The sequence below is a fragment of the Buttiauxella agrestis genome (assembly GCF_900446255.1).
Taxonomy (GTDB): Bacteria; Pseudomonadota; Gammaproteobacteria; order Enterobacterales; family Enterobacteriaceae; genus Buttiauxella; species Buttiauxella agrestis.
The window spans coordinates 3,771,758-3,798,710 of sequence record NZ_UIGI01000001.1; the positions used below are offsets into that span (position 1 = coordinate 3,771,758).

General features: G+C 52.7%; 22 protein-coding genes and 1 other annotated feature. Of the genes, 9 read left to right on the forward strand and 13 right to left on the reverse strand.

Annotated elements, in window-relative coordinates; all coding sequences use genetic code 11:
* The first annotated feature begins 106 nt into the window (after window positions 1-106).
* The 4 genes from copA to DY231_RS17830 all read left to right on the forward strand — a co-directional run bounded on the left by copA (window position 107) and on the right by DY231_RS17830 (window position 5,303).
* Window positions 107-2,614 carry a copper-exporting P-type ATPase CopA gene (gene copA, locus DY231_RS17810; RefSeq protein WP_115630437.1) on the forward strand — a complete coding sequence of 836 codons (2,508 nt, stop codon included), beginning with the start codon at window positions 107-109 and terminating at the stop codon, window positions 2,612-2,614.
* Between the two features lie 89 nt (window positions 2,615-2,703).
* A complete protein-coding gene (locus DY231_RS17815; protein ID WP_115630439.1) occupies window positions 2,704-3,519 on the forward strand; it encodes a TraB/GumN family protein in 816 nt (271 codons plus the stop codon).
* Window positions 3,520-3,727: 208 nt separating this feature from the next.
* A complete protein-coding gene (gene ybaK, locus DY231_RS17820) occupies window positions 3,728-4,207 on the forward strand; it encodes a Cys-tRNA(Pro)/Cys-tRNA(Cys) deacylase YbaK (RefSeq protein ID WP_115630441.1) in 480 nt (159 codons plus the stop codon).
* A 208-nt stretch (window positions 4,208-4,415) separates the two neighbouring features.
* Window positions 4,416-5,303 carry an AraC family transcriptional regulator gene (locus tag DY231_RS17830; RefSeq protein WP_115630443.1) on the forward strand — a complete coding sequence of 296 codons (888 nt, stop codon included), beginning with the start codon at window positions 4,416-4,418 and terminating at the stop codon, window positions 5,301-5,303.
* Between the two features lie 89 nt (window positions 5,304-5,392).
* On the opposite strand, the gene ushA is transcribed toward DY231_RS17830, so the two are convergent.
* Entirely contained in the window at window positions 5,393-7,045 is a 1,653-nt protein-coding gene (ushA, locus tag DY231_RS17835) for a bifunctional UDP-sugar hydrolase/5'-nucleotidase UshA (RefSeq protein WP_115630445.1), read from the reverse strand.
* 189 nt (window positions 7,046-7,234) lie between these two features.
* Here ushA and DY231_RS17840 point away from each other — a divergent pair, with 189 nt between their 5' ends.
* Together DY231_RS17840 and ybaL are read left to right on the forward strand one after the other, a co-directional pair.
* Window positions 7,235-8,443, forward strand: coding sequence for an MFS transporter (locus DY231_RS17840; RefSeq protein ID WP_034493762.1), 1,209 nt, complete (start codon window positions 7,235-7,237; stop codon window positions 8,441-8,443).
* Between the two features lie 223 nt (window positions 8,444-8,666).
* The gene (gene ybaL, locus DY231_RS17845; protein WP_115630447.1) at window positions 8,667-10,325 is read left to right on the forward strand and encodes a YbaL family putative K(+) efflux transporter; all 1,659 of its coding nucleotides are present in this window, start codon (window positions 8,667-8,669) and stop codon (window positions 10,323-10,325) included.
* A 94-nt stretch (window positions 10,326-10,419) separates the two neighbouring features.
* Here ybaL and DY231_RS17850 read toward each other — a convergent pair whose 3' ends face one another.
* From DY231_RS17850 to DY231_RS17880, 7 genes are all read right to left on the reverse strand, one after another.
* Window positions 10,420-11,724 (reverse strand): inosine/guanosine kinase, encoded by a 1,305-nt coding sequence (locus DY231_RS17850; protein WP_115630449.1) that lies wholly within the window; start codon window positions 11,722-11,724, stop codon window positions 10,420-10,422.
* Between the two features lie 63 nt (window positions 11,725-11,787).
* On the reverse strand, window positions 11,788-12,750 hold the full coding sequence (gene hemH, locus DY231_RS17855) for a ferrochelatase (RefSeq protein WP_115630452.1): 963 nt from the start codon (window positions 12,748-12,750) through the stop codon (window positions 11,788-11,790).
* Window positions 12,751-12,885: 135 nt separating this feature from the next.
* Window positions 12,886-13,530 carry an adenylate kinase gene (gene adk / locus DY231_RS17860; protein WP_034458097.1) on the reverse strand — a complete coding sequence of 215 codons (645 nt, stop codon included), beginning with the start codon at window positions 13,528-13,530 and terminating at the stop codon, window positions 12,886-12,888.
* A gap of 180 nt (window positions 13,531-13,710) precedes the next feature.
* Entirely contained in the window at window positions 13,711-15,585 is a 1,875-nt protein-coding gene (gene htpG, locus DY231_RS17865) for a molecular chaperone HtpG (protein ID WP_115631885.1), read from the reverse strand.
* 115 nt (window positions 15,586-15,700) lie between these two features.
* Window positions 15,701-16,306, reverse strand: a complete 606-nt coding sequence (gene recR, locus DY231_RS17870; protein WP_115630454.1) for a recombination mediator RecR — start codon at window positions 16,304-16,306, stop codon at window positions 15,701-15,703.
* Window positions 16,307-16,414: 108 nt separating this feature from the next.
* Window positions 16,415-17,092 (reverse strand): isochorismatase family protein, encoded by a 678-nt coding sequence (locus tag DY231_RS17875; RefSeq protein ID WP_115630456.1) that lies wholly within the window; start codon window positions 17,090-17,092, stop codon window positions 16,415-16,417.
* Between the two features lie 71 nt (window positions 17,093-17,163).
* Complete coding sequence (locus DY231_RS17880; RefSeq protein ID WP_115630458.1) at window positions 17,164-18,030, reverse strand: pirin family protein; 867 nt, start codon at window positions 18,028-18,030, stop codon at window positions 17,164-17,166.
* Between the two features lie 110 nt (window positions 18,031-18,140).
* On the opposite strand from DY231_RS17880, the gene DY231_RS17885 reads away from it, so the two are divergent.
* On the forward strand, window positions 18,141-19,046 hold the full coding sequence (locus DY231_RS17885) for a LysR family transcriptional regulator (protein ID WP_115630460.1): 906 nt from the start codon (window positions 18,141-18,143) through the stop codon (window positions 19,044-19,046).
* A 125-nt stretch (window positions 19,047-19,171) separates the two neighbouring features.
* Here DY231_RS17885 and DY231_RS17890 read toward each other — a convergent pair whose 3' ends face one another.
* The 4 genes from DY231_RS17890 to DY231_RS17905 form a co-directional block, all read right to left on the reverse strand.
* Entirely contained in the window at window positions 19,172-19,501 is a 330-nt protein-coding gene (locus DY231_RS17890) for a YbaB/EbfC family nucleoid-associated protein (protein ID WP_034458087.1), read from the reverse strand.
* A gap of 87 nt (window positions 19,502-19,588) precedes the next feature.
* Window positions 19,589-21,505, reverse strand: a complete 1,917-nt coding sequence (gene dnaX, locus DY231_RS17895) for a DNA polymerase III subunit gamma/tau (RefSeq protein ID WP_115630462.1) — start codon at window positions 21,503-21,505, stop codon at window positions 19,589-19,591.
* Window positions 20,189-20,253 (reverse strand) — a sequence feature (DnaX frameshifting element). It overlaps the preceding gene by 65 nt.
* A gap of 100 nt (window positions 21,506-21,605) precedes the next feature.
* On the reverse strand, window positions 21,606-22,157 hold the full coding sequence (apt, locus tag DY231_RS17900) for an adenine phosphoribosyltransferase (RefSeq protein WP_034493753.1): 552 nt from the start codon (window positions 22,155-22,157) through the stop codon (window positions 21,606-21,608).
* 126 nt (window positions 22,158-22,283) lie between these two features.
* The gene (locus DY231_RS17905) at window positions 22,284-22,661 is read right to left on the reverse strand and encodes a DUF454 family protein (protein ID WP_034493752.1); all 378 of its coding nucleotides are present in this window, start codon (window positions 22,659-22,661) and stop codon (window positions 22,284-22,286) included.
* 57 nt (window positions 22,662-22,718) lie between these two features.
* Between DY231_RS17905 and priC the strand changes: the two genes are divergently transcribed.
* The gene (priC, locus tag DY231_RS17910; protein ID WP_034493750.1) at window positions 22,719-23,255 is read left to right on the forward strand and encodes a primosomal replication protein PriC; all 537 of its coding nucleotides are present in this window, start codon (window positions 22,719-22,721) and stop codon (window positions 23,253-23,255) included.
* A gap of 32 nt (window positions 23,256-23,287) precedes the next feature.
* Window positions 23,288-23,449, forward strand: coding sequence for a pleiotropic regulatory protein RsmS (rsmS, locus tag DY231_RS17915; RefSeq protein WP_115630464.1), 162 nt, complete (start codon window positions 23,288-23,290; stop codon window positions 23,447-23,449).
* Window positions 23,450-23,521: 72 nt separating this feature from the next.
* Here the strand turns inward: rsmS and mscK are convergent, their stop codons facing one another.
* On the reverse strand, window positions 23,522-26,860 hold the full coding sequence (gene mscK / locus DY231_RS17920; RefSeq protein ID WP_115630466.1) for a mechanosensitive channel MscK: 3,339 nt from the start codon (window positions 26,858-26,860) through the stop codon (window positions 23,522-23,524).
* Between the last annotated feature and the right edge of the window lie 93 nt (window positions 26,861-26,953).

A 26,953-nucleotide genomic window follows, 5' to 3' on the forward strand; every position in this document is an offset into this window, starting at 1 on the left:
GCGAAACGCAGGAAAAAGGTAATTCGAGATATGACGGGGTTATCGCTTGACCTTCCCCTGAGGGGAAGGTTTACGCTTACCTTACTTTCAAAAAAGGAGTCTGAAAATGTCTCATGTTATCGATCTAAACCTTGATGGTTTGACCTGTGGCCACTGCGTCAAACGCGTTAAAGAAAGCCTGGAGCAGCGCCTTGACGTTGAGCAGGCTGATGTCACACAAACTCACGCCAGCGTAACCGGAACGGCATCCGTTGATGAGCTTATCAACACCGTGAAACAAGCCGGGTACGAAGCGACAGCGGCCAGCCACCCAAAGTCTGATCCGCTGACAGAGTCATCAATCCCGTCGGAAGCACTGACAGCGGCTAATCCCTCGCTTCCGACAGCCACCGAAGATAACGACGATAGCCAACAGTTGTTGATCAACGGGATGAGCTGTGCAAGTTGCGTGACCCGGGTACAAAGTGCGTTGCAAAACGTCCCTGGTGTCAGCCTTGCGCGGGTAAACCTTGCCGAGCGCAGCGCCCTGATTATGGGCACTGCCTCCGCTGAATCTTTAGTTAAAGCGGTGGAAAGTGTTGGATATGGCGCTGAAGCCATCGAAGACGATGCAAAACGCCGCGAACGCCAGCAAGAAACCGCCAACGCCGCCGTGAAACGCTTCCGCTGGCAGGCGATTCTGGCGCTGGCCGTCGGCATCCCGGTCATGATTTGGGGAATGTTTGGCGACAACATGATGGTCACCGATGACAACCGTTCAATATGGTTGGCAATCGGCCTGGTCACTTTGGGCGTGATGGTCTTCGCCGGTGGGCACTTCTACCGCAGCGCATGGCGCAGTTTGCTCAATAAAACCGCTACCATGGACACGCTGGTGGCGCTGGGAACCGGTGCGGCGTGGATTTATTCCATTACCGTGAATATCTGGCCACAGCACTTCCCGATGGAAGCTCGCCACCTTTACTACGAAGCCAGCGCCATGATTATCGGCCTGATAAACCTCGGGCACATGCTGGAACAACGCGCGCGCCAACGCTCATCTAAAGCGCTGGAGCGCCTGTTGGATTTAACCCCGCCGACGGCGCGCGTCGTCACCGAAGAAGGTGAAAAGACGCTGCCGCTGGCAGAAGTGACCGCAGGCATGATTCTGCGTTTAACCACTGGTGATCGCGTGCCGGTTGATGGGGAAATCACCCAGGGTGAGGCGTGGTTTGATGAAGCGATGCTGACCGGAGAACCGGTGCCGCAGCAAAAATCGAACGACGAACCGATTCATGCGGGCACCGTGGTGCAAGATGGCAGCGTATTGTTCCGCGCCACCGCCACCGGCAACCATACAACGCTTTCACGCATCATTCGTATGGTGCGCCAGGCACAAAGCAGCAAGCCGGAAATCGGCCAACTCGCGGATAAAATCTCAGCGGTATTTGTTCCGGTTGTGGTGTTGATTGCGCTGTTTAGCGCCGCTATCTGGTACTTCTTCGGCCCGGCACCACAAATCGTGTATACGCTGGTGATTGCCACGACGGTGCTGATTATTGCCTGTCCTTGTGCGCTCGGCCTGGCAACGCCGATGTCGATTATTTCTGGAGTGGGTCGTGCTGCAGAGTTTGGCGTGTTGGTGCGTGATGCCGATGCCCTGCAACGCGCCAGTACGCTCGATACCATCGTGTTTGACAAAACCGGCACGCTGACCGAAGGCAAGCCGCAGGTTGTCGCGATTAGCACTGACATCAACTGGTCAGAGAGTGAGGCATTAAGGCTGGCAGGCGCACTGGAGCAAGGCTCAAGCCACCCGCTGGCACGTGCGATTCTCGATAAAACCGCAGGCGTGGAATTGCCGCAGGTGAATGCGTTCCGCACTTTGCGTGGGCTGGGTGTTAGCGGTGAAACCGAAGGGCGTCAGTTATTACTCGGGAACAAAGCGCTGCTGGTTGAACAAAACGTCGATACCACAACCATGGATGCAGAGATTGAAGCCCAGGCAAGCCGTGGCGCTACACCGGTTCTGTTGGCAGTCGACGGCAAACTCGTGGCACTGTTTGCGATTCGTGACCCGCTTCGTGCCGATAGCGTCAGCGCGCTGCAACGCTTGCATCGTAACGGCTATCGCCTGGTGATGTTGACCGGCGATAACCCAACGACCGCTAACGCCATCGCTAGAGAAGCAGGCATCGACGAAGTGATTGCAGGCGTATTGCCGGACGGCAAAGCCGAAGCGATTAAAAAGCTGCAACAACAGGGCCGCCAGGTCGCGATGGTCGGTGACGGGATAAACGATGCGCCCGCGCTTGCACAAGCTGAAGTGGGGATTGCCATGGGTGGCGGCAGCGATGTCGCTATCGAAACCGCGGCAATTACCCTGATGCGCCACAGTCTGGTGGGTGTCGCCGATGCGCTGGCGATTTCCAAAGCCACGCTGCGCAACATGAAGCAGAACCTGGTAGGCGCGTTTATCTACAACACGCTGGGGATCCCAATTGCCGCCGGGATTTTGTATCCGCTGACCGGAACGCTGCTCAACCCGGTCGTGGCAGGCGCGGCGATGGCACTGTCGTCGATTACAGTGGTCAGTAACGCCAACCGTTTGTTGCGTTTTAAACCGAAAGATTAAATGTCTTCCCCACGGTGTAAAAACCGTGGGGAAATTTGCACCCGACTCATCGCAGCGGTAGCATGACTTTTTAGCCAGGGAATCTGCAAATGGGTCTGCTATCGCGAATTACCGCATTGTTTTCAAGCCTTTCAACTCCCCATTATCCCTGGCCTGCTCTGGATATTGTTCTGCCCGGCGATCGCCATCTGCATCTGGTTGGCAGTATTCACATGGGCACGCGCGATATGTCGCCGCTGTCCGACAAGCTCATCGACAAACTAAGGGACGCGGATGCGCTGATTGTCGAAGCTGATATCACCCAAAGTGGTTCTCCTTTCCCGCAACAATCCAATGAGCTTCCTCTCGAACAGCGCTTGTCTGCCGAAAACTGGGCGCAAGTGGTGTCGTTAATTCAGGAACTGGATATTCCCCTGAGCCAGATTGAAACCCAACCCGCCTGGCAAATTGCGCTGGTGCTGCAAGCTCATCAGGCGCAGCGTCTGGGGTTACGGGCGAATTACGGGATAGATTTTCAGATGCTGGAAGCGGCTAAAGCCATGGCAATCCCGGTGATCGAGCTTGAGGGCGCTGAACATCAGATTGATATTCTCACCCGTTTGCCCAATGGCGGAATGCCGCTGCTAACCGATACGTTGACCCACTGGCACACCAATGCGCGCCTGCTGCAAATGATGATTAGCTGGTGGCTGGAAACTCCGCCGCAGCGTGGGAATGTGGCACTGCCCAATACGTTTGGCGATGAGCTATACGATGTTCTTATGCATCGGCGTAATCTTGAGTGGCAACATTTTTTGCAGCAGTTACCTGCCGGACGCTACGTCGTCGCCGTCGGTGCGCTACATCTTTATGGGGAGGGTAATTTGCCGGACCTATTGAAAAATGCCCCTAAAAAACGGGGATAAAAAAACGGCCAATATCGCTATCGGCCCGTCAAAGAGGAATTTCTATATTGTTGTAATTATGCTGGTCGAATAAACAACCAGTTCAAGAATTGTCGCTCAATGTGACGATTAACGCTATCACTATTAGCTGACAGTATAGTAATTAAAAAATATATTACTCAGCTTCATTATTTGTGCGTTTTACAGACAAAAGCACTAAGAAGGTGACATGACACCCGCAGTAAAACTTCTCGAAAAAAACCGTGTTCCATTTCAGTTACATGCTTATGACCACGATCCGAGCGAAACTAATTTTGGCGATGAGGCGGTGCGTAAACTCAGCCTCAATGCAGAGCAAGTGTACAAAACGCTGCTCGTGGCTATTAACGGTGATATGAAACATCTGGCGGTCGCCGTGACCCCTGTTTCCGGGCAGCTCGACTTAAAAAAAGTCGCTAAAGCGTTGGGCGCGAAAAAAGTGGATATGGCTGACCCCATGGTCGCGCAGCGGATTACCGGCTATCTGGTTGGCGGCATCAGCCCGCTGGGGCAGAAAAAACTGCTGCCTACGGTTATTGACGCTGCGGCTCAGGCATTTTCGTCAATCTATGTTTCAGGCGGCAAGCGTGGGCTGGATATCGAACTGGCTGCGGCCGATCTGGCAAAACTGCTGAAGGCTACTTTTGCCGAAATAGCCCGCCGCGATTAACGGTTTATACCCAAAATAATTCGAGTTGCAGGAAGGCGGCGACGCAGTGAATCCCCGGGAGCTTACTTAAGTAAGTGACTGGGGTGAGCGAGGAAAGCCAACGCACATGCAACTTGAAGTATGACGGGTATACTCCTCCTAAAAGAGCAATTTCAGTCAGGACGGCGCAACGAGTGACTGGCAAAGTGAATGCCTTGAGGGAGGAACAATGAAAAAAGACAGACACCAGCTTTACGCCCGACGTTTTGAGCAAGTATTTGCCTATATTGAACAGCATCTTGATAGCCCGTTAACCGTCGAGCAACTGAGCGAAGTGGCCTGTTTTTCGCGTTTTCATTTCCATCGGCAATTCAGTCAATTCTGCGGCATCAGTATTAGCCGTTACGTCACGTTAATGCGGCTGAAACGAGCCTCTTTCCGGTTGGTGAGCCATCCGCAGGAAAGAGTGATTAATATTGCCCTGGATGCCGGATTTGAAAATCCTGAATCATTTTCCCGTGCCTTCAAAAACACTTTCGGCCTGACCCCCGGCGAGTTCCGCAAAGATCCCGTGTGGGTTGACTGGCAAGTACATTTTCAATTTCCCGGACGGGAAAATCAGCAGAGGTTAGAAAATATGGACGTGAAAATTATTACTGTCGAACCGATGGATGTCGCGGTGCTGGAACATCTTGGCGACCCGATGCGCGTCAATAATACGGTCGCAAGTTTTATCGAATGGCGCAAAGAATCAGGGCTTTCGGACTACCTCACGCAAGGAACGTACGGTGTGCCTTACAGCGATCCCGCCACTACGCCGGGTGAAGAGTTTCGTTTTGATGTGTGTGGCGAGCTAATCCCGGAGGCTAACGGCCTGGTGCCTGAAAATCCACAGGGCGTTATCAGCAAAAAGCTGCCCGGTGGGCGTTGTGCGGTGGTTCGGCATGTTGGCGCTTATGAGCGAATCAGCGATAGCGTTTACTATCTTTACCGCCAGTGGTTGCCAAACAGCGGTGAGGAGTTGCGTGATTTCCCGGTCTATTTCCGCTACCTGGAACTGGATAAAAACCACCCGGAACATGCGCAGCAGACGGATATTTTGTTGCCGTTGAAATAATTCGCCCTCACCCTAACCCTCTCCCCCAGGAGAGGGGATCACTTCTTTACTCCCTCTCCTGGGGGAGAGGGCCGGGGTGAGGGGAAAACCTACTGCCAGCTCACCTCGCTTTTCGGCTCGAAAGCATTTACATCGAGCGGAGAATTCTTCTCGATGTACTGTTTCAGCACTTCTGCATCCACAAAACCGGTGTTTACGTAACCCGGTTTTTTATCAATAGCCGGATAACCATCACCACCGGAGGCGTTAAAGTTTAGCGTCGCCATACGGTAGGTTTTTGCCGGGTCAATCGGTTCACCTTTGATTTTCAAATCTTGCAGACCCGCAGCGGTTGCCACAAAGCTGACGTTCGCGAACTGAGGATAGGCGCCAGAATCAGGTTTTTTCTGCGCTACCGCACTCAGATAATCCGTCGCTTCTTTACCGGTCATATCGGTATAAACCACCGTGTTGCCAAACGGTTGAACCTTGAGGACATCTTTATACGTGATGTCGCCCGCTTCAATCGAATCGCGAATACCACCGCCGCTCATTACCGCGAAATCAGCACCGGTACGGTCCATTTGTGCCGCCAGCAGCAGACGCGCCAGGTTAGTTTGTACGAAACGCACTTTGCTGCGATCCCCTTCCAGGTGGCCGTTTACGCTACCCACTTTTACGTTCAGTTGCGCCTGACCTTTGTTCTGGAATGGCGTCAGCAAGGAGAGCATTTGCTGGTTTTCCGGGATTTGTGGCGTGTAGAGCACGCGCTCACTTTCCCCGTTATCGTAGGTGATTTTCTTTTTCAGGTTGATAGGGATCAGCTGGTAATGCACCAGTTTCATCTCGCCGTTACGGAATTCGAAATCCGCGCGGCCCACATATTTACCCCACTCGTGCGCCTGAACAATCCAGATGCCGTTTTGCTGGTCTGGTGCACATGGCGTACCCGGCACGTAATCAACCTGCTTTTTGTTTTCCGCTGCCATACAGACCGGGTTTTGCGAATGCCCGCCGACAATCATCGTCAGCGCACCCGCAGGCAGGCTACGAGCCATCTCGACATCGCCTGGCGCGTTTGAACCATGATCGCCATTATCGTAGTGACCCATGTGCGTTGCGGCGATCAGCACGTCCGGTTTTTCAGTGGATTGCAGTTCCTGAATCACCAGTTTTGCTTCGTCAGCCGGTTTACGGAATTCGATATCGGTGAAGTTTTCCGGATTACCAATTTTCGCCGTGTCGTCGGTGGTTAAACCGATAACGGCGATTTTAATGCCCTGCGGCTTGAAAATAGCCCACGGTTTAAACAGACGCTCTCCGGTGCTTTTCTGGTAAATGTTGGCCGAAAGCAGCGGGAATTTTGCCCATTTTTCCTGTTGGCGTAAAACCGTCAGCGGCTTGTCGAACTCGTGGTTGCCGATAGCCATCGCATCGTAACCAATCAGGTTCATGCCACGGAAATCAGGTTCCGCATCTTGCAAATCGGACTCAGGAACGCCGGTGTTAATATCCCCCCCGGACAGCAACAGCACGCTGCCGCCCTTTTCTGCCACCTCTTTACGAATGCTATCCACCAGAGTTTTTTGTGCTGCCAGGCCATATTCAGCGTGTTCATTACGCCAGAAATGACCGTGGTGATCGTTGGTGTGCAAAATGGTGATGTTATAAGTTTTATCTTTTTCCCAGGCCAGTGCAGATGCGCTGGTTAAGCTGACTGCCATTAGCAACGCGGTGGTCACCCCTTTCACTACGAACTTCATCGCAAATCTCCATATTTAATAAATGCTTTCGCACCAATAGCAGAACCCTACTAGCATAGACAAATAACTTTTCACTCTTGTGACTTTCTTCGTCCCTTTCCTGCAGGTATGTTAGCGGGGTAATGATTTCCTACGGTTCCATCAGTGAACTGGGTTAAAAAACAATCAATTCAATAATTACAGGTATTTATGGCAATCTCGGAACAAACTCTCGCGTCAACGGAGCCGCAAAAGGCTCGCACCGCGTTTGGCATTCTGGGGGCAATTAGCCTCTCCCATTTGCTCAACGATATGATTCAGTCGCTTATTCTGGCGCTCTACCCGCTGCTACAAAGCGAGTTTTCGCTAAGCTTTGTGCAAATTGGGATGATCACGCTCACCTTCCAGGTGACATCATCGCTACTCCAGCCGGTGGTAGGATACTACACCGACAAATACCCGATGCCGTGGTCGTTGCCGATTGGTATGTGCTTCACACTTTGCGGCCTGGTTATCCTCGCCATGGCGGGCAGTTTCCCGATGGTGCTGCTGGCGGCGGGTCTTGTTGGCACAGGCTCATCGGTATTCCACCCGGAATCTTCCCGCGTGGCTCGTATGGCATCCGGTGGCCGTCATGGCCTTGCGCAGTCACTCTTCCAGGTGGGCGGCAACTTTGGTAGCTCGTTAGGGCCATTGCTGGCTGCGCTGATTATCGCGCCATACGGTAAAGGTAACGTCGGCTGGTTCGTGCTCGCAGCCCTGCTGGCGATTATCGTGTTGTTGCAAATCAGCCGTTGGTACGCCGCACAGCATCGTATGACGAAGGGCAAAACTGCCGCTCCGGTGGCGAACCCGCTACCGCGCAAGAAAGTGATTCAGGCGGTGTCTGTTTTACTGGTGCTGATTTTCTCTAAGTATTTTTATATGGCGAGTATCAGCAGCTATTACACCTTCTACCTGATGCACAAATTTGGTTTGTCGGTGCAAAATGCCCAGTTCCATCTGTTTGCCTTCCTGTTTGCGGTAGCGGCGGGGACGGTTATTGGCGGGCCGGTTGGGGATAAGATTGGCCGTAAATACGTGATTTGGGGTTCAATTCTTGGCGTCGCACCATTCACCCTGTTCTTGCCGTATGTCTCCCTGGAATGGACGGGGATTCTGACGGTGATCATCGGCTTTATTCTTGCCTCTGCATTTTCGGCCATTCTGGTTTATGCGCAAGAGCTAATGCCTGGACGTATCGGCATGGTTTCCGGGCTGTTCTTCGGCTTTGCGTTTGGTATGGGTGGCTTGGGGGCCGCGGTACTGGGCCTGGTTGCCGACCATACAAGTATCGAATTAGTCTATAAAATATGTGCTTTCCTGCCACTTCTCGGCATATTGACCATATTCCTGCCTGACTATCGTCATAAGTCATAGTTATAAGGGCCGGAGAAACTCTCTGGCCCTTCACCACCTACACATTCCGCCAGACCTTTCCTAAATTAAACGTACAAAACACCCGTCAGGCACCTATTTTTGTCTAAATGCGCCTTTTCTAAAGAAACTATCTATTTAACACACACATCGTTTAAAAAATTGTCATAAACTAAATGTTATATTTTGGACATATTGGATCTGATTAACCTCGAAAGGAGACGGAATGCATCACGCCACCCCGCTTATCACCACCATTGTCGGCGGCCTGGTACTGGCCTTTTTGCTCGGTATGCTCGCCAACAAACTTCGTATATCACCCTTGGTGGGCTATTTATTAGCTGGGGTACTGGCCGGCCCTTTTACGCCAGGCTTTGTCGCAGATACTAAACTGGCGCCCGAATTAGCTGAACTGGGCGTTATCTTGCTGATGTTTGGCGTCGGTTTGCATTTCTCTCTGAAGGATTTGATGGCGGTAAAGGCCATCGCCATTCCCGGCGCTATCGCCCAAATTGCTGTGGCGACGCTGTTGGGTATGGCGCTTTCATCGCTGATGGGTTGGTCGCTGATGACCGGCATCGTGTTTGGCCTGTGTCTTTCCACCGCCAGTACCGTGGTGCTGCTACGCGCCCTTGAGGAACGGCAATTAATCGACAGCCAGCGCGGTCAAATCGCTATTGGCTGGCTGATTGTTGAAGATCTGGTGATGGTGCTGACCCTGGTTCTGCTGCCCGCCGTTGCCGGAATGATGGAAAAAGGTGACGTGGGCCTCGCGACCTTATCGCTCGATATGGGTTTAACCATCGGCAAAGTCGTGGCGTTTATTGCGATTATGCTGATTGTTGGCCGCCGCCTGGTGCCGTGGATTCTGGCGCGAAGTGCTGCAACCGGTTCGCGCGAGCTGTTCACTCTGGCGGTTCTGGCGCTGGCGCTGGGTATCGCTTTTGGCGCTGTTGAACTGTTTGATGTTTCCTTTGCACTCGGTGCGTTCTTCGCCGGTATGGTGCTCAACGAATCTGAACTCAGCCACCGCGCGGCGCACGACACGCTGCCGCTGCGCGACGCGTTCGCGGTGCTGTTCTTTGTTTCGGTCGGAATGTTATTCGACCCGATGATTTTGATTCAGGAACCGCTCGCCGTGCTGGGCACCGTGGCGATTATCGTATTTGGTAAATCCCTCGCCGCATTCCTCCTGGTACGCCTGTTCGGCCACTCGCAACGTACCGCATTAACCGTCGCCACCAGCCTTGCGCAGATTGGCGAGTTCGCCTTTATTCTCGCAGGCCTGGGCATGGCGTTGAATCTGCTGCCACAAACCGGGCAAAATCTGGTGCTGGCCGGGGCGATTCTGTCGATTATGCTCAACCCGATTTTGTTTGTGATTCTTGAGCGCTACCTGGCTAAAACGGAAACGCTGGAAGAGCAGACGCTGGAAGAGGCTATCGAAGACGAGAAGCAAATTCCGGTCGATATTTGCAATCATGCCCTGCTGGTTGGGTTTGGGCGTGTGGGGAGTTTGCTGGGCGAGAAATTAATGGCGCAGGGCATTCCACTGGTGGTGATTGAAACCTCCCGCAGCCGCGTTGATGAACTGCGTGAGCGCGGGATTCGGGCGGTGCTGGGAAATGCGGCCAATGAAGAGATCATGAATCTTGCGCATCTTGATTGCGCCCGCTGGTTATTGCTGACCATCCCCAACGGTTACGAAGCCGGTGAAATCGTCGCGACTGCTCGCACCAAATGCCCGGACATCGAGATTATTGCCCGCGCGCATTATGACGACGAAGTAGATTACATTACCGAACGCGGCGCCAATCGGGTGGTGATGGGTGAGCGTGAAATCGCGAATACGATGATGGGGTTGTTGCATAAGCCGGTGGTGTGAGTTCCCCCTCATCCCGACCTTCTCCCATAGGGAGGAAGGGGAAAACCGTACAGTTCCCTCTCCTGGGGGAGAGGGTTAGGGTGAGAGCGTTTAATTAACGCTCCCAGTAAGACTCTTCTAAGCTATCTTCGCGCTCTGGCAGACCACGCGTCAGGCGCGGAGAGTGCTGATTCAGCACCTGATAACTCACGCGGTTAGCGTATTTACACACCTGAGCCAAAGACGAATAGGTCAGCCACGTAAACTGGTGTTTGCTGGAATTAGGCACGTTGGAGCGGTGATAGTTATTCGCCGTAATATCATGCAGCAGTGCCGCCAGTGCGCCATCGCCCGCGCCATTGGTGTTCATGATTTTCTCAGGCCCGCCCATGTATGGCGCAATGTGCGAGAAAATACGCATCGGGTTCTGGCAATCTTTATGGCGCATCGCACGGCTAAATTCGTACTGGTTAAACTCAGCAATCGCGCCCGGCAGCAATGGATGCTGGGTGGTGCGTTTTGCTGATTCTTCAGTAAAGGCCGCCATATATAAGCCCACAGGTCCGGCGGTACAGAGCACTAAATCAACCCAATCCAGCGCTTTATCAGCCGCCAGCAGCGGGTCGTTTTCGCCCGTAAGCGCCAGCCCTTCTTCTTCGTTCATCGCCAGAATAGAGACGTGTTCCTTGAGGAACGCCTGCCACCACTCCGGGTTTTCCGCGATAACGTATTTTGTGCCGAGCGTCAGCACCACCGGAACGTTGTACTTTTTCGCATACGCGATGGCCTGCATGGTGGCTTCCGGCATCGGCTCGCCATCTTTGCAGCGCACCAGATAGGAAGTCAGAACCAGCGCAGACGCGCCAGCGATCACCTCTTCCGGGATGCTCTCGGCGCGAAGCTGATTCATGTGGCCAGGGCTTATCGCAAATGTCCGTTCGCCCTGCTCGCCAATCAGCGTAAAACAGCGGCCAATCGCGCCATTCACGCCTTGCAGGTAGTTGAGATCGGTACGGCTGGAGGTGTTGCAGAGGTAGCGGTAGGCATAGCTACCAATTTCGATATTGCTGCACATCACGCCCAGCAAAACGGAGCGATCGTCGGCTAATACCGAATAGTTGTGCATGGTGTTGCCAATGGTGCCACCGGCAAACTGGTGAGTGATCAGATCTTTTTTCACCAGTTCCTGATACAGCGCTTCTGCAACATCATCTTCAATCACCAGCGAGTGACCGAAACTCAAACCGTAACGATGAACAAACGCATCATCGACTTTGGCTTCGATATCGACCAGCGTTTGGTCTATCCCGACTATCCAGGAAGTTCCTGTCTCGTTTTCAGGCTGAACCTGTTGCAATAATGGATCGCGCGCGTTTACAGGGAAATAGTGTTTGGATTTACGTTTGCCGGGAAATTTCATGATGTTGTTCAAAAGTCGCTAATCAGGCCGGAAATGGTAGCACATTAACGGCCCTAAGCGAGATCAGCGATATTTCTGCACCAGGTTCATCATCATGGCGATATGAGCCGGGTCGTCATTCAGAGCTGGAATATATTCATATTTGGTGCCGCCTGCTTCGAGGAACACTTCGCGGTTTTGTACCGCGATTTCTTCGAGCGTTTCCAGGCAGTCAGCAGAGAAACCAGGACACATAACCTGAATATGTTTTATCCCTTTTTCAGGCAACATTTTCAGGGTTTCGTCGGTATAAGGCATCAGCCATGGCTCGCGACCAAAACGCGACTGGTAAGTCATCATCACTTTTTCTGGCGGCAGTTCGAGGGCGGAAAGCAACTCGCGCGTGGTATCGCGGCAACGCTGCGGGTAATCATCGCCTTCGTTGGCATAACGCTGCGGAATACCGTGGTAGGAGAGCAGCAAAACATCCGGCTCGCCGTGTTTGGCAAAAGATTCTCTGACAGACGCCACCAGCGCGTTGATATACGACTCATCATCAGCATAATCGCGAATCAGGGAAATCGACGGTAGCGAACGATAATCGGCAAAAATGCGCCCTAATTCATCCCAAACCGCAGCGACCGTCGAGCAAGAAAATTGCGGATACAGCGGCAGTACCACAATGTGATCGACGTGATGCGACATCAACTCTTCCACCGCACTTTTCAGCGATGGCGTGCCATAACTCATGCCGAGTGCGACGGGAACATCTGGCAATTGCGCGGCAAGTGCAACCTGCTGACGACGGCTATAAACCAGCAGCGGCGAGCCTTCATCCATCCATACTGACTGATAAAGTTTGGCAACACGTGAAGAACGCAGCGGTAAAATCACGCCGCGCAGCAGCGGCCACCAGAGTAAACGTGGGGTATCGACAACGCGCTTATCGCTGAGAAACTGGCGTAAATAGCGCTTCACCGCAGCGGGAGTAGGTGCATCAGGCGTACCCAGGTTTGCCAGTAAAATACCCACTTTTTCCTGATTCATTTCCGCTCCTTATCAACAAATTACTGATAATTGTAACGTAAAAGCAGCGCAGGAGAACCGATTACAGCGAAAGGCCGAAAAATGGGCAAAAAAATACCAGGAACAAGTCCTGGTATTTTTTAATCGAAAATCCGATTAGCCGAGGATTTTAGCCAGCTCAGCGCTCACTTCGGTCACTTTACGGGTGCCGTCGATTTTCACGTATTTGGTGTTACCGGCTTCAGCTTCTTTGCTGTAGTAGGAGATCAGCGGAGCAGTCATCTGATGGTATTCCACCAGGCGCTTACGCACGGTCTCTTCCTGATCGTCTTTACGCGTTGTCAGTTCTTCGCCTGTTGCGTCGTCTTTACCTTCCACTTTCGGTGGATTGAAGGTGACGTGATAAACGCGGCCAGACGGCGCGTGTACGCGACGGCCAACGATACGCTCAACAATCAGTTCGTCAGGTACGGCGAATTCCAGAACCACATCTACGTTGATGCCCGCTTCTTTCATGGCATCAGCTTGTGGAATAGTGCGTGGGAAACCATCAAGCAGGAAACCGTTGCGGCAATCTTCCTGGGTAATACGTTCTTTAACCAGAGCGATAACCAGTTCATCTGTAACCAGTTTACCGGCATCCATGATGTCTTTTGCTTGTTTGCCCAGCTCTGAGCCAGATTTGACTGCGGCGCGCAGCATGTCACCGGTGGAGATTTGCGGGATGCCGTATTTCTCCATGATGAACTGAGCCTGAGTTCCTTTACCTGCGCCCGGAGCGCCAAGCAGAATAATACGCATTGCGTAATTCCCCATTCGTTTGGATTTTTGATTATTTAAAGCAGAGGCGATGACCTTACCATTAAAGGCGTATTCACCTCAAGAATAGCGGGGCTTGTGAGCGCTGTTAGTTGATTTGAAATGCCCTCACCCCGGCCCTCTCCCTCAGGAGAGGGAGAAAACCAGAGTGAGGGGTAAAACTTAGGAAGCCAGCAACTGGTTCATACGACGGATAAACTGGTTTGGATCTTCCAGCGTACCGCGTTCAGCCAACAGCGCCTGGTCGAGCAGTAATTCGACCCACTCGCCGAACTGCGCTTCGTCCTGGGTGTCCGCGACGCGTTTCACCAGCCCGTGATCCGGGTTCAGCTCAAAAATGTACTTCACTTCTGGCACCGCCTGGCCCGCAGCGGCAAACAGTTTTGCCATTTGCGTGCTCATGTCGTTGCTGTCGGTGGTGACGATAGCTGGCGTGTCGGTCAGACGGTGCGTCAGACGCACTTCTTTCACGCGCTCACCGAGCAGGGTTTTCACACGGTCTACAAACGGCTCCAGCGCTTTTTCAGCTTCTTTGGCTTCTGGTGTTTCTTCGTCGGCCATTTTTTCCAGCGACTCGTCAGTTTTGCTGACTGACTGGAACATTTTGCCGTCGAATTCGGTCAGATAGCTCATCATCCACTCGTCGATGCGGTCAGAAAGCAGCAACACTTCGATGCCTTTCTTACGCAGCAATTCCAGATGCGGGCTGCTCTTCGCGGCGGCGTAGCTGTCGGCAGTGATGTAGTAAATCTTCTCCTGCCCTTCTTTCATGCGCGACACGTACTCTTCCAGCGAAACGGTTTGCGCGGAAGTGTCCGTGTGAGTTGAAGCAAAGCGCAGCAGTTTAGCGATAGCTTCCTGGTTCGCAGTGTCTTCAGCTGGGCCTTCTTTCAGTACCAGGCCGAAGTTTTTCCAGAAGGTCTGGTATTTTTCGCTGTCGTCTTTCGCCAGTTTTTCCAGCATCTGCAATACGCGTTTGGTCAGTGCGCTACGCAGGTTTTGCGTCACGCGGCTGTCTTGCAGAATTTCACGCGATACGTTCAGCGGCAGGTCGTTCGAATCTATCAGGCCGCGCACGAAACGCAGGTAGTTCGGCATGAACTGTTCAGCGTCATCCATAATGAACACGCGCTGGACGTACAGTTTTAGGCCGTGTTTATGGTCACGATTCCACATATCCCACGGCGCCTGGGACGGGATGTACAGCAGGCTGGTGTACTCCTGCTTCCCTTCCACACGGTTGTGGCTATAAGTCAGCGGGTCGGTGAAGTCATGCGCCACATGCTTATAAAACTCGTTGTATTCTTCGTCTTTGATTTCAGACTTGCTGCGCGTCCACAAAGCCTGGGCTTTGTTGATTTTTTCCCAGCCAAGGATGGTTTCGCCATCTTTTTCTTCGCGGGTTTCGATCTCAACCGGCAGTGCGATGTGGTCAGAATATTTACTGATGGTGGAACGCACGCGCCAGTCGTCTAAGAACTCATCTTCGCCTTCGCGCAGATGCAGGGTAATTTCAGTCCCGCGATCGGCTTTGGTGATATCCGCAACGGTGTATTCGCCCGCGCCTTCAGATTCCCAGAACACCGCTTGATCAGCAGGCACGCCTGCCGCACGGGTGCGCACAGTGACTTTATCCGCCACGATGAAGGCAGAGTAGAAACCCACACCGAACTGGCCGATAAGCTGGCTATCTTTCGCCTGGTCAGAACCCATGGATTCGAGGAACGCTTTGGTACCCGATTTTGCAATCGTCCCGAGGTGATCAATCGCTTCGTCGCGCGTCATACCGATGCCGTTGTCGGCAATGGTCAGGGTACGTTTTTCTTTATCAAAAGAGACACGCACGCGCAGCTCGCCGTCACCTTCATACAGGTCTGCCTGAGACAATGCACGGAAGCGCAATTTGTCTGCCGCATCAGAGGCGTTGGAGATCAGCTCACGCAGGAAAATTTCTTTATTTGAGTAGAGGGAGTGGATCATCAGGTGCAGAAGTTGTTTCACTTCAGACTGGAAGCCACGAGTCTCTTGTCCTTTCATGGTCATTGATACCTCAACAAAATCAAAATACGCAGGGGTTTAAAACGTTGAGGGTGATATGAGGATAAAAACGGAGGTTTTCAAGCGGGAAGTATAAGAAACTCCCCGCAAGTGGTTAGAAATTAATCTTGTGACGCCCTGCTAAAGAATGTGAAAGCGTAGTGCCATCGACCATTTCCAGCTCGCCGCCGACCGGCACGCCGTGCGCAATACGGCTGGCATCCACGCCATATTGTCCGCAAAGTTCGGCGATATAGTTTGCAGTGGCTTCGCCTTCTACCGTCGGGTTGGTGGCGAGGATCAGCTCTTTGATGGTTTCGGTTTCCAGGCGTTGCTCGAGGCGGTCAAGACCAATGTCCTGCGGTCCAATTCCGTCAAGAGGCGAAAGGTGGCCCATCAGCACAAAATAGCGGCCGGAAAACTGGCCTGTCGCTTCAATGGCGTGAATATCCGCGGGCGTTTCTACCACGCAAATTTGGCCGTTTTCCTGGCGGCGAGGGTTGGCGCAAATGGCGCAAACTTCTTGTTCGGTAAAAGTACGGCAATCAGCACAATGGCCAATTTCTGACATCGCACGAGTTAATGCTTGAGCAAGACGCATGCCACCACTGCGGTCACGTTGCAAAAGCGCGAACGCCATACGTTGGGCAGACTTTGGGCCGACGCCTGGCAGGCAGCGCAGGGATTCCATAAGGGTGGTAAGTAAAGGACTGGTTTGCATCGCTCAGACTTCTGAAAAAAGAGTGGACCATAGCCTAACATTAGCCCTGCGCGAGGGTATAGGAAAAGATATTCCCCCTGCGCGATGTCTCGCAAAGGGGGAAATTATTTAACCGCGCTGAGAGTCCAGTTGCTCTTGATTCGTCACCACATCCTGCGCTTTCTGGTAACTTTCCATCAGTAAGCCGTACTCAATAAATACGCCGCCCCACAGGTTTGCCCATTCCATTGCATCATCGCGATTCCAGGTGTGCTGGATTTCAGCCACGACGGCTGCGGTATCCATTGGCACGACACCGGCCTGAACGACACGCGCCAACGTTACTTCCTGCGCCATTTTGGAGTAGGTGCCTGAGGCATCAATCACCGCGAAGACTTTGAAGCCTTCTGCCACCGCACTTATCGCCGGGAAAGCCATGCATACGCTGGTCACGGTACCGGCAATAATCAAGGTTTTGCGCCCTGTTGCTTTGACTGCTGCCACGAAATCAGGGTTGTCCCAGGCGTTAATTTCGCCTTTGCGTGGTACGTACTGAGCGTGCGGAGCGTACTGGTGAATCTCAGGAATCAGCGGGCCGTTCGGGCCTTGCGGCACAGAAGCGGTGGTGATGACCGGGATATTGGCAAGCGTGGCGATTTTAGCCAATACGGTTGCATGGGTGCGTAGGGTTGGCATCGGCATGTCGTGCACCAGTTGGAATAGACCGCTCTGGTGGTCGATAAGCAGCATTACCGCGTCGTTCGCATCAATCGTAGGGATTTGTCCGTTAAAGTTTGCAGGTGTCATGTTCAGATCCTCTTAGGGTTCAATAATCGTGTTGAAAAAACGGCTACCAAAACGGTAGCCGCTTAGGTTAGTTAAATTTTCTGGCCAAATTTGCCCTGGTTAAAGTCATCAATGGCCTCTTTGATTTCCTCACGGGTGTTCATAACAAACGGCCCGTAACCCACCACTGGCTCGTTAAGCGGCTCACCGCTCAACACCAGCACAACCGCGTCGTTATTGGCTTCCAGCGTGACGGTTTCGCCTTTGGCATCCAGAACCACCAGTTGCGCTTCACGAGCCACTTCCTGGCCATTGACCAGTACGGTGCCTTTGAGCACCACCAGTGCAGTGTTCCAGCCGTCTGGCAGCGTCAAATTCGTGGTACTTTGCGCATTCAGGCGCATATCCAGCACACGCAGCGGAGAAAACGTGCGTGCCGGGCCTTTTGCGCCATCCATTTCACCGGCGATAACTCGCACCTGGCCTGCATTGTCTGGCAAATCCACTACCGGAATATCCGCATCGGTAATCGACTGGTAGTTAGGCGGCGTAGATTTATCTTTCGCTGGCAAATTGACCCACAACTGCACCATTTCCAGAGCACCGCCCTTTTCACTGAAGGCTGGCGAGTGGAATTCTTCATGCAGAATGCCGCTACCGGCGGTCATCCACTGCACGTCACCCGGGCCAATCACCCCGCCGCTGCCGGTGGAATCGCGGTGTGCCACTTCGCCTTTGTAGACGATGGTGACGGTTTCAAAACCGCGATGCGGGTGGACATCAACGCCACGCTGGCCTTTGTTGCTCGGCTTAAATTCCGCCGGGCCTGCGTAATCGAGCAGCAGGAACGGACTTAGCTGTTTTTCAAATTTTGAATAAGAAAACAGTGAGCGAACCGGGAAGCCATCGCCCACCCAGTGGGACGCCGGTGCTGAATAAACGCCAAGAATTGATTTCATCGTTATCTCCATTGAGTGTCGATTTCTGTTGAGATAAAGCTTACTCATAAGACGAAACACGCGGTAGACTCTTAAAATGAACTCAGCGTTCCATATACAGGACAATGGTAATGCAAGATCTCAACGACCTGTGGTATTTCGTGCAAGTGGTGGATAACGGAGGGTTTTCTCCGGCAAGCCGCGTTATCGGTATTCCGAAATCACGCTTGAGTCGCCGTATCGCGCTGCTGGAAGAAAGTCTGGAGACCCGCCTGATTCAGCGTTCAACGCGCAGTTTTACCGTGACCGAGGCCGGGCAGATTTTTTATCGTCATTGCAAGGCGATGATTATTGAAGCCGAGGCCGCGCAGGAAGCGATTAACACGCTGCGTGCCGAACCTCGCGGGCTGATTCGCCTGACCTGCCCGATTACGCTGCTGCACGTGCATATCGGCGACATGCTGGCGCGATTTATGACGTTGTATCCGCAGGTGACGGTGCAACTCGAAGAAACTAACCGCCAGGTTGATGTGCTGAATGAAAACGTCGATTTAGCGGTGCGGGTGCGCCCATTACCGCTGGACGATAGCGATCTAGTGATGCGTAAACTGGCGGATCGCGGGATGTGCCTGGTGGCCAGCCCCGAGCTGGTGACGCGTTTTTCAAAGCCTCAGTCTCCTGCCGATCTTCAGCACTGGCCGAGCCTTGCGCTGTCAAAACCGCAGCAAATTTACCGCTGGTGCCTGTTTGGCCCGGATAATCAGGAAGTGACGCTGCACCATAAACCGCGCTTTGTGACCACCGATATGATTGCGCTGCGAGCGGCGGCTCTGGCGGGTGTGGGGATTGTTCAGTTGCCGATGTTGATGCTTAACAAACAGATTGCCGACGGGAGTCTGGTGCGACTGTTACCGGAGTGGCGAGCAAGGCGAGAGGTGATTCATCTGGTGTTTCCTTCCCGGCGCGGTCAGTTACCGGCGGTCAGGGCGCTGATTGATTTTCTGGTGGAGAGTTATGCGGCGTTCGAGGAGGAGTGAGAATGTCATGTCGGGTGACGCTGCGCTTACCCGACCTACAAAAACTACGAAATTTCCGGATTTACCTAAATAATTCACGTTGTGAGCGCAGCCAACGCCCCCACAACGCGAAGAATGACGGGAAATCAGAATGGCATTTTGAAGCCTGGTGGCAACTGCATACCGCTGGAAACGCCAGCCATTTTCTCTTTCTGCGCTTCACCGATACGACGAGCGGCATCGTTAAAGGCCGCAGCAACCAGGTCTTCAACCATTTCTTTGTCGTCTTCCATCAGGCTTGGATCGATCTCAACACGACGGCAGTTGTGAGCACCGTTGATGGTCACTTTAACCAGACCCGCGCCAGATTCGCCTGTGACTTCCATTTGGGCGATTTCTTCCTGAACCTGGGCCATTTTTTCCTGCATCTGCTGGGCTTGCTTCATGATGTTGCCCAGACCGCCTTTTCCAAACATAGTCTTCTCTCTTTTGCTCGGGCCGACTAACCGCAGAGTACGATTATCGGCTATCAGGGTTTACAACAAACCGGATGAGCCGGTTTGTCAAATTGGTCGAATACTGTCGTCATCCAGTTCCGCATCAAAGAAACGACGCAGCGTCTGGATATTGTTGTCAGCACTCATTGATTCCCGTGCCTGCGCCAGCTTCTCTTCGTAGATAGCCTGACGCCACTCCAGCGGGGTGCGTTGTGCGAGATTATCATCTTCAATAATAGTCAGCTCAACTGTTTCGCCACTAAAATCACTCATCGCATCGGCCAGCGTTTTCATAGCCGACGGCGAATTGAGGTGGCGTAACGCCGGACGCAGATGCAGGCAAACGCGGTTGCCGTCCTGCTCTTTCCAGGCATTTAGCGCCAGTTGTTGCACTAACTTCGGCAACACGAGTTGGCTAATTTCAGCCGCCCAACCGTCGCGTTCTATGGCTTCGAGTGCCAGTTTCTGCGCAAGTTCCGGGGTTTTCTCATGCTCGAGCGCCCGCTTCAATGCTTTTGGTGTCGCGACCGGTTCTTCGACAACATCAGACACGTTCTGCGATACCCAGCGATAAGCCTCTGGCTTCGGTGCGGGTTTTTCTTCCACTATTGCGGGCCGGGACTGAATGCGCTCGGTGACCGAGGCTAAACGTTCCAGTGCGGTATTCTTCGCCGGCCGCGCTACATTTTGCGCTGCCGGCTCATTCTTTTTTGCTTTGTTGGCTCCCTGCTGGCGCATGAGCTGTGTTCGCGCTTGCAGCACCTGGCTTGTGGTGTCTGGCAGCGTCGTTTCACTTTGCCGTGGCGGCGGGGCCGATGTTTGTTGGTGTACCGGAACAGGGTTTATCACCGGAATACTCGGTGCCTGTCGCGGTTGTTCAGGTTCGGGTAAAGGTTTGCGCGGATGGAACGCCAGCGCACGCAGCAACGTCATTTCAACGCCCATGCGGCGGTCAGGTGCCCAGGACAACTCTTTGCGCCCAATCAGCAAAGTCTGGTAATAAAGCTGCACTTCGGCAGGCGGTACAACGCGAGCCAGCTCGCGCATACGTTGTTCAATGGCAGCCATGTCTGTGCCTAACGCGGCAGGTGAAAGCTGAACCATCGCCACGCGATGCAGCAGGCTCAGCATTTCCACCAGCAGTGCTTCCCACTCAACACCCCGCGCGGCGGCATCATTCAGCAAGCTCATGACGCGTTCACCGTCGGCATGAATCATCGCTTCAATTAGCGACAGCGCCTGGTCGTCGTCGAGCGTGCCGAGCATCGCGCTCACCGCGGCGGTGGTCACATGCCCATCACCGCTGGCAATGGCTTGATCGGTGAGACTGAGCGCATCACGCAGACTGCCATCTGCAGCACGGGAGAGCAGTTGCAGCGCACGCGTTTCACTTGGGATTTTCTCTTCGCCAAGAATATGTTCCAACTGATGGCGGATTTGTTCGACATCCAGCGCTTTCAGGTGGAATTGCAGGCAGCGAGAAAGAATCGTGACCGGGAGCTTTTGCGGATCGGTAGTCGCCAGCAAGAATTTAACGTGCGATGGCGGCTCTTCCAGCGTCTTCAACAAGGCGTTGAAACTGTGGCGGGAGAGCATGTGCACTTCATCGATGAGATAGACTTTAAAGCGACCACGCGCCGGGGCGTACTGAACGTTGTCCAGCAAATCACGGGTGTCTTCTACTTTGGTGCGCGAGGCGGCGTCAATTTCAATCAGGTCAACAAAGCGCCCTTGTTCTATTTCACGGCAGTTATCGCACACGCCGCAAGGAGTGGCAGTAATGCCGGTTTCGCAATTTAACCCTTTCGCCAGCAAGCGAGCGATGGAGGTTTTCCCCACGCCGCGCGTCCCGGAAAAGAGATAAGCGTGGTGGATTCGGCCCATGGATAAGCCATTAGCCAGCGCAGTCAGAACGTGTTGCTGGCCGACAACATCAGCAAAAGTTTGTGGCCGCCATTTGCGGGCTAAGACCTGGTAGCTCATACGAGATAGGCTCTACATCGCGGGTGTGAATTCAGGGGGTAATGCTAACATAAGCCTCACCCATCGGGCGAGGCTTTAGACTGAAGAGGTGGGGCAGAACTCAGTGGCCAGGGAAAAGTACGAGGCTGTAGCTTTTCACGCCCATTTTTTCCAGGCGCTGCTCACCACCAATATCAAACAGATTGATGATAAACGCCGCGTCAGTCACTTCCCCACCCAAACGGCGGATAAGTTTGACGGTGGCTTCAATGGTGCCGCCGGTTGCCAGTAAGTCATCTACCACCAGAACTTTGTCGCCAGGCTGGATTGCATCAACGTGGATTTCCAGCTGATCGGTGCCGTATTCCAGCTCGTAGTTTTCAGCGATAGTTTCGCGTGGCAGTTTACCGGGCTTACGAACCGGCACGAAGCCGACACCTAATTCCAGCGCAACCGGTGCACCAAACAAGAAGCCACGCGCTTCAGTACCCACCACTTTGGTGATACCGGCGTCTTTAAAGCGTGAAACTAATAATTCAATGCTGGTGGCGTAGGCTTTCGGATCTTCAAGCAAGCTGGTAACGTCACGGAATAAGATCCCAGGTTTTGGATAGTCTGGAATGCTTTTGATGCTGTTTTTCAGATATTCAAGCTGCTGCGCAGTCGCGGTCATAATTAATGCCTGCTAAAAACATGATTCTAACAAAGCACGAGACTGCTTATTAATCAGTCATACCGTGCTCGAAAACGGTCGAATTTACTGGCTGGCATCAACAATTGCAACCACCGCAAATGCGGTTTACGGCTTTTGTTGCTTTTCGTCAATTACCGGCATGCGCCACATAAAGAACAGCAGCGCACACATCATCAACAATAATAGTAGCCTGACCCAAAGAATGTTGACCAGGTAAAGGGATACCGCAAAAGTTAACACGATAAAAATCAATGCCCTGGGTTTTGCTCCCGGCGGCAGTGCACGATGATTTTGCCAATGGCGGATATAACTACCAAACCATGAGCGATATAATAACCAGTGGTGGAAACGCGGCGATGAACGAGCGAAGCACCAGGCCGCCAGCAGGAGAAATGGGGTGGTGGGAAGTAAAGGCAGGACAACACCCAACGTCGCAAGGACTACCGCCAGCCAACCAATGATGATTAATATTGTCCGTTTCATTCAGTATTCCATCGATAACCTGGCGCTTAAACACGTACACCACTGGAGAGTCATTTTGTGAAAACCGCTTCGCTGTTACAAGCTTTGAATACTCGCGTCGCGGAACTCGCGCAAGCCATAGCGCCCGTCTCATTACAACGCGCCTCACAAGCCCGTTTCGATAGTAAGCTGTTTTCGACCCACAGCACGCAACTTAAAGATTATCTCAGCGAAGTTCAGGCAAATCTTGAACAGTTACAGCTTAGCGTGAAAGTGGGCCGAACGGAGCAAGTTGCCTATCTTGCTGAAAAACTGGTGGCGCAAATCGCTGCGTTACAGCGTGAACTGGCGACCGTCAAAATGCGAAAAAACGATCCACAACCCGTGGTTGCCGAGAATTTATATGAAAAGCTCTCGACGCATCAGGATTACGAACGTCGTATCCAGATTATGATTAGCGATCGCGAAAGCCAGCTTTCGTTGCAGGCAACGCTTGCCGGGCAGCAAAAACTCCAGAAGGAATTGGCCGCGCTCGAGGGGCGTTTGCAGCGCTGCCGTCAGGCACTGACTCGTATAGAACGTGCCATCGAAAGACGAGAGCGTGGGCTAAGCTAATACCCAAAATACACATTAACGAGATTAACGATATGTCGCTGGATAACGCACCAGAAGAAGTCAAACTGGCGGTCGATTTGATTATGCTGCTCGAAGAACATGAAATCCCGACGGAAACCGCGCTCGCAGCACTTGAGATTGTCCGTCAGGATTTTTTGCGTAAGCGGGAAGAACAAAAAGAAAACGGTGGATGACGCTGACGCTTATCCCCCCTACAAACGCTTTACTGTTGGCCGGATAAGCGCAGCGTCATCCGGCACAGCATCTCATTTCCCATTATTATCGCGCTTCACCTCGGTCAGTTCATCGCCTTTATCATTACGCAGATGCACTTCCAACTGGTTGAAGGCGATGTTAATTCCGTTCTCACGGCACAGACGATCAATGCTCCGGTTCAGCTCATCGACGGTGTAACTGCGGTCGCGCAGTTCACGCACATACAGACGTAACTCATGATCGAGCGTGCTGGCACCAAAGGTGGTGAAGAACACGGTTGGCTCCGGATCGTGCATGACCTTTGGATGATCATGAGCCGCTTTGAGTAAGATCTCGCGCACTTTATCCAGATCGGATCCGTACGCAACGCCCAGGCGAATCACCACTCGCGTGATGGTATCGGTCAGTGACCAGTTGATCAGGCGCTCGGTGACAAAGGCTTTGTTCGGGATGATCACTTCTTTACGGTCGAAATCGGTAATCGTTGTGGCACGAATACGGATTTTGCTGACGCTACCGGAGAAGGTGCCGATGGTGACGGTATCGCCGATACGCACCGGGCGCTCGAAGAGAATAATCAGACCGGAAACGAAGTTACCGAATATCTCCTGCAAGCCAAAACCGAGGCCGACCGATAATGCCGCCGCCAGCCATTGCAATTTATCCCACGACACACCGAGTGAACCAAAGATGGTCATCGCCCCGACGGCAATAATCACATAGTTCAGAATCGTGGTAATGGCGTACGACGCGCCCTGGCGCATTTGCAGACGCGAGAGCACCAGCACTTCCAACAGGCCAGGTAAGTTGCGAATCAGCACCCACGCAATGGCAAAGGCAATCACCGCAAATAATAGACTGCCCATGGTGACATGCTTGACGATGGCGGCACCGGCTTCAGTGCCGTTGTAGCTCCAGAGCTGGATGCTATCGAGATAACCGAATACCCCGAACAAATCTGACCAAATGGTGTAGAACACGATGGCAAACAGTGCGAACAGCGCAATGATGGCCAGACGCATGGTTTGCTGGTTGATTTGGTCGAGTGCCAACGGTGGCTCTTCTACCGGCTCACCGCCTTCTGCGCCCTCTTTCACCAGGTTTTCACGGCGTAATACCGCGCGGCGATAGGCCATACGGCGTGCCGCAACGCTTAACCCGCGCAGTACGGTCTGGTACACCAGGTTCCAGATAAGGATCAGGTAGATGGTTTCAATCCAGCGCCCCGCCAGGCGCAAGGTGGTGTAGAAATACCCCATCGCCGTCAGCACCATTAACACTACGGGTACCACGCCCATCATCGTGACGGTAAATAATTGAATGGTGTGGTTGTTTTTGTTGCGCCAGTTTTCGCGGCACATTGGGAACACCAGGGCGGCAATGAGCAGCAGGTTGAAGAAGATAATTAACTGCCCAAGCGCATCTTCCACCAGGTGCAGCGGAGAACGCTCACCCAATACCGACCAGAATAATAACGGCAGTAACGCACAACCAATCCGCACTAGCTGGCGACGATAGTGGCTGCACAATTGCGGTGCCATATTAAAGTGGCTGACGGCCACACCGTTGGTGGAAAGCACTTGATACGTTAAGCCGAACACTAACCAGGACAGAGAAAGCTGTTTGCAGAACGCCAGCATAGATTCGCTGATGTTCATCTCCATGCCAGCAAATACCAGCCCGATGGAGTAAATAACCAGCGCACCGGGCAGGACTTTCACCAGGGTGAGTGCAATAGCTTTTGGCGTCAGCATCTGGCTGTCGTTGCGCAGTTGCCCTACCCGACTCGCCTGTTTTTCCAGGTAGCGATCGATCGCTTTAAATTTCCAGCGAATGAGACCTGCCAGCAATAATGCCGGAATCATCAGCAACAAGATGGCGATGATTTTTAACGAGCTTTCTGGCCCTTTTAAGTTAATCCGGGCGCTTTTAAACTGATCGCGCAACGAAGATGGCAATGATTTCAGCCAGTCCCAATCCATTGGCTTATTACTGGTCACCCAGAAAATCTGCTCGGTCAGAATTTGATCGAGGGATTTCGTGACGTTTTGCAGTTGCTGCTTATTGTTTTGCAGATTGATTGCCAGCATGAGTTGCATGCCGAGCTGTTTGTTCAGCTGGTCGAGCAATTCACGACGCGTATCCAGAATTTGTAATAACGCCTCATGAACGTCAGGCGTCACTTCATCGGCGTGTCCGTCTTCAATTTTCTGCACCAGTTCATCTGGTTGGAAAAGGGCATCACGCTGCTGGTTGACATCAAACTGTTCGAGACGAATATCCGCAATACGGTTGGTCAGGTCTTCGGTGTCTTCCGCTGACGGCAAGTTTTGCTGCTGTTGTTGGTAAAGGATACGTGACAACAGCAGGCTGCCTTTCAGGACGGCAATTTGCTCTTTGAGATTACGTTCAGATTGCAGCGCCCGGTCGAGGGTATTTTTGATGCGGATGCTCGGCGGCACCATTTCATTGGCATGCTGAGTGGCATCAATTAAACGCTGGCTTAACTGGTGGTTGAGATCCAGCTCTTGTTTCACCAACGGGTTTTGCTGAATTTTGACCGTATCTTCAGAGTCTATCGCTTCTTGCGCTGTCTGCTGTGTCAGCGTTAAACGCTTGCTGCTGACCGCTTTTTGCAGCAGTTGCAGCGTGTGCTCCAGCTGATTGATATGGGCGTTGGTGTAGTCACGTTGTTTTTGCAGCGCATCCTGCAAGATGGTGTTGCCTTTCAGGCTGTCGCGCTGTTGATCGAGTTGCGCATTAAGCAACGCCTGTTGAGTCAGTAACAAGGTTTGCTGGCTTGGGCGTAGCTCTACCGCACCTGGCGTGACGCCGTTCAGACGGTTACGGATGGTTTCAAGTTGGGCCGACACCGTCATCATCGCATTTTGCACACGCTCGGGTTGCGTTTGCAGGGAAATTAGCTGGCTGTTCCAGGTGGCTAAATCGCTTTGTGAATTCTGTAAATCCGTCATCAAATCATTCAGACGCGATTCAAGCTGACGCAAATTCAACGATTCAATTTCGGCCTCTTCCGCAGCCTGATTTTCACGCTGGTTTTTGAGTTCGTTTAACGCCTCAGTGGCTTTGCGCAGCGCTTTTGGCGCTTCGGTTACCTGCTGATGAAGTTTTGCTGTTTCATCCTTGACGCGATCAATTTTGTCCAACGCTTCAAGCGTTTCATTGAGATCTTGCTGGGTGAGTTTGTCATTTGGCGACAGCGTTTTTTGCTTATTCAGCGCGTTGAGCTGGTTTTGAATTTCTTCGCGGCTAGGGAGATCGCTGGAATTACTTTTCGCCCAGACTGGCTGCGCCAACATACAAAACAGGCTAACCAAAGCGATGAGTAAAAACCGCGCGGAAACACGACGTGAATACAGTGAACTCATGAGTTGCGGCATAGTTTGACAGTGTTTAAAAACAGGCCGAAAAGGTTGGCGAGTTAGAGACGAAATACGAGCCGCAAGATTAGCACGTCTTTT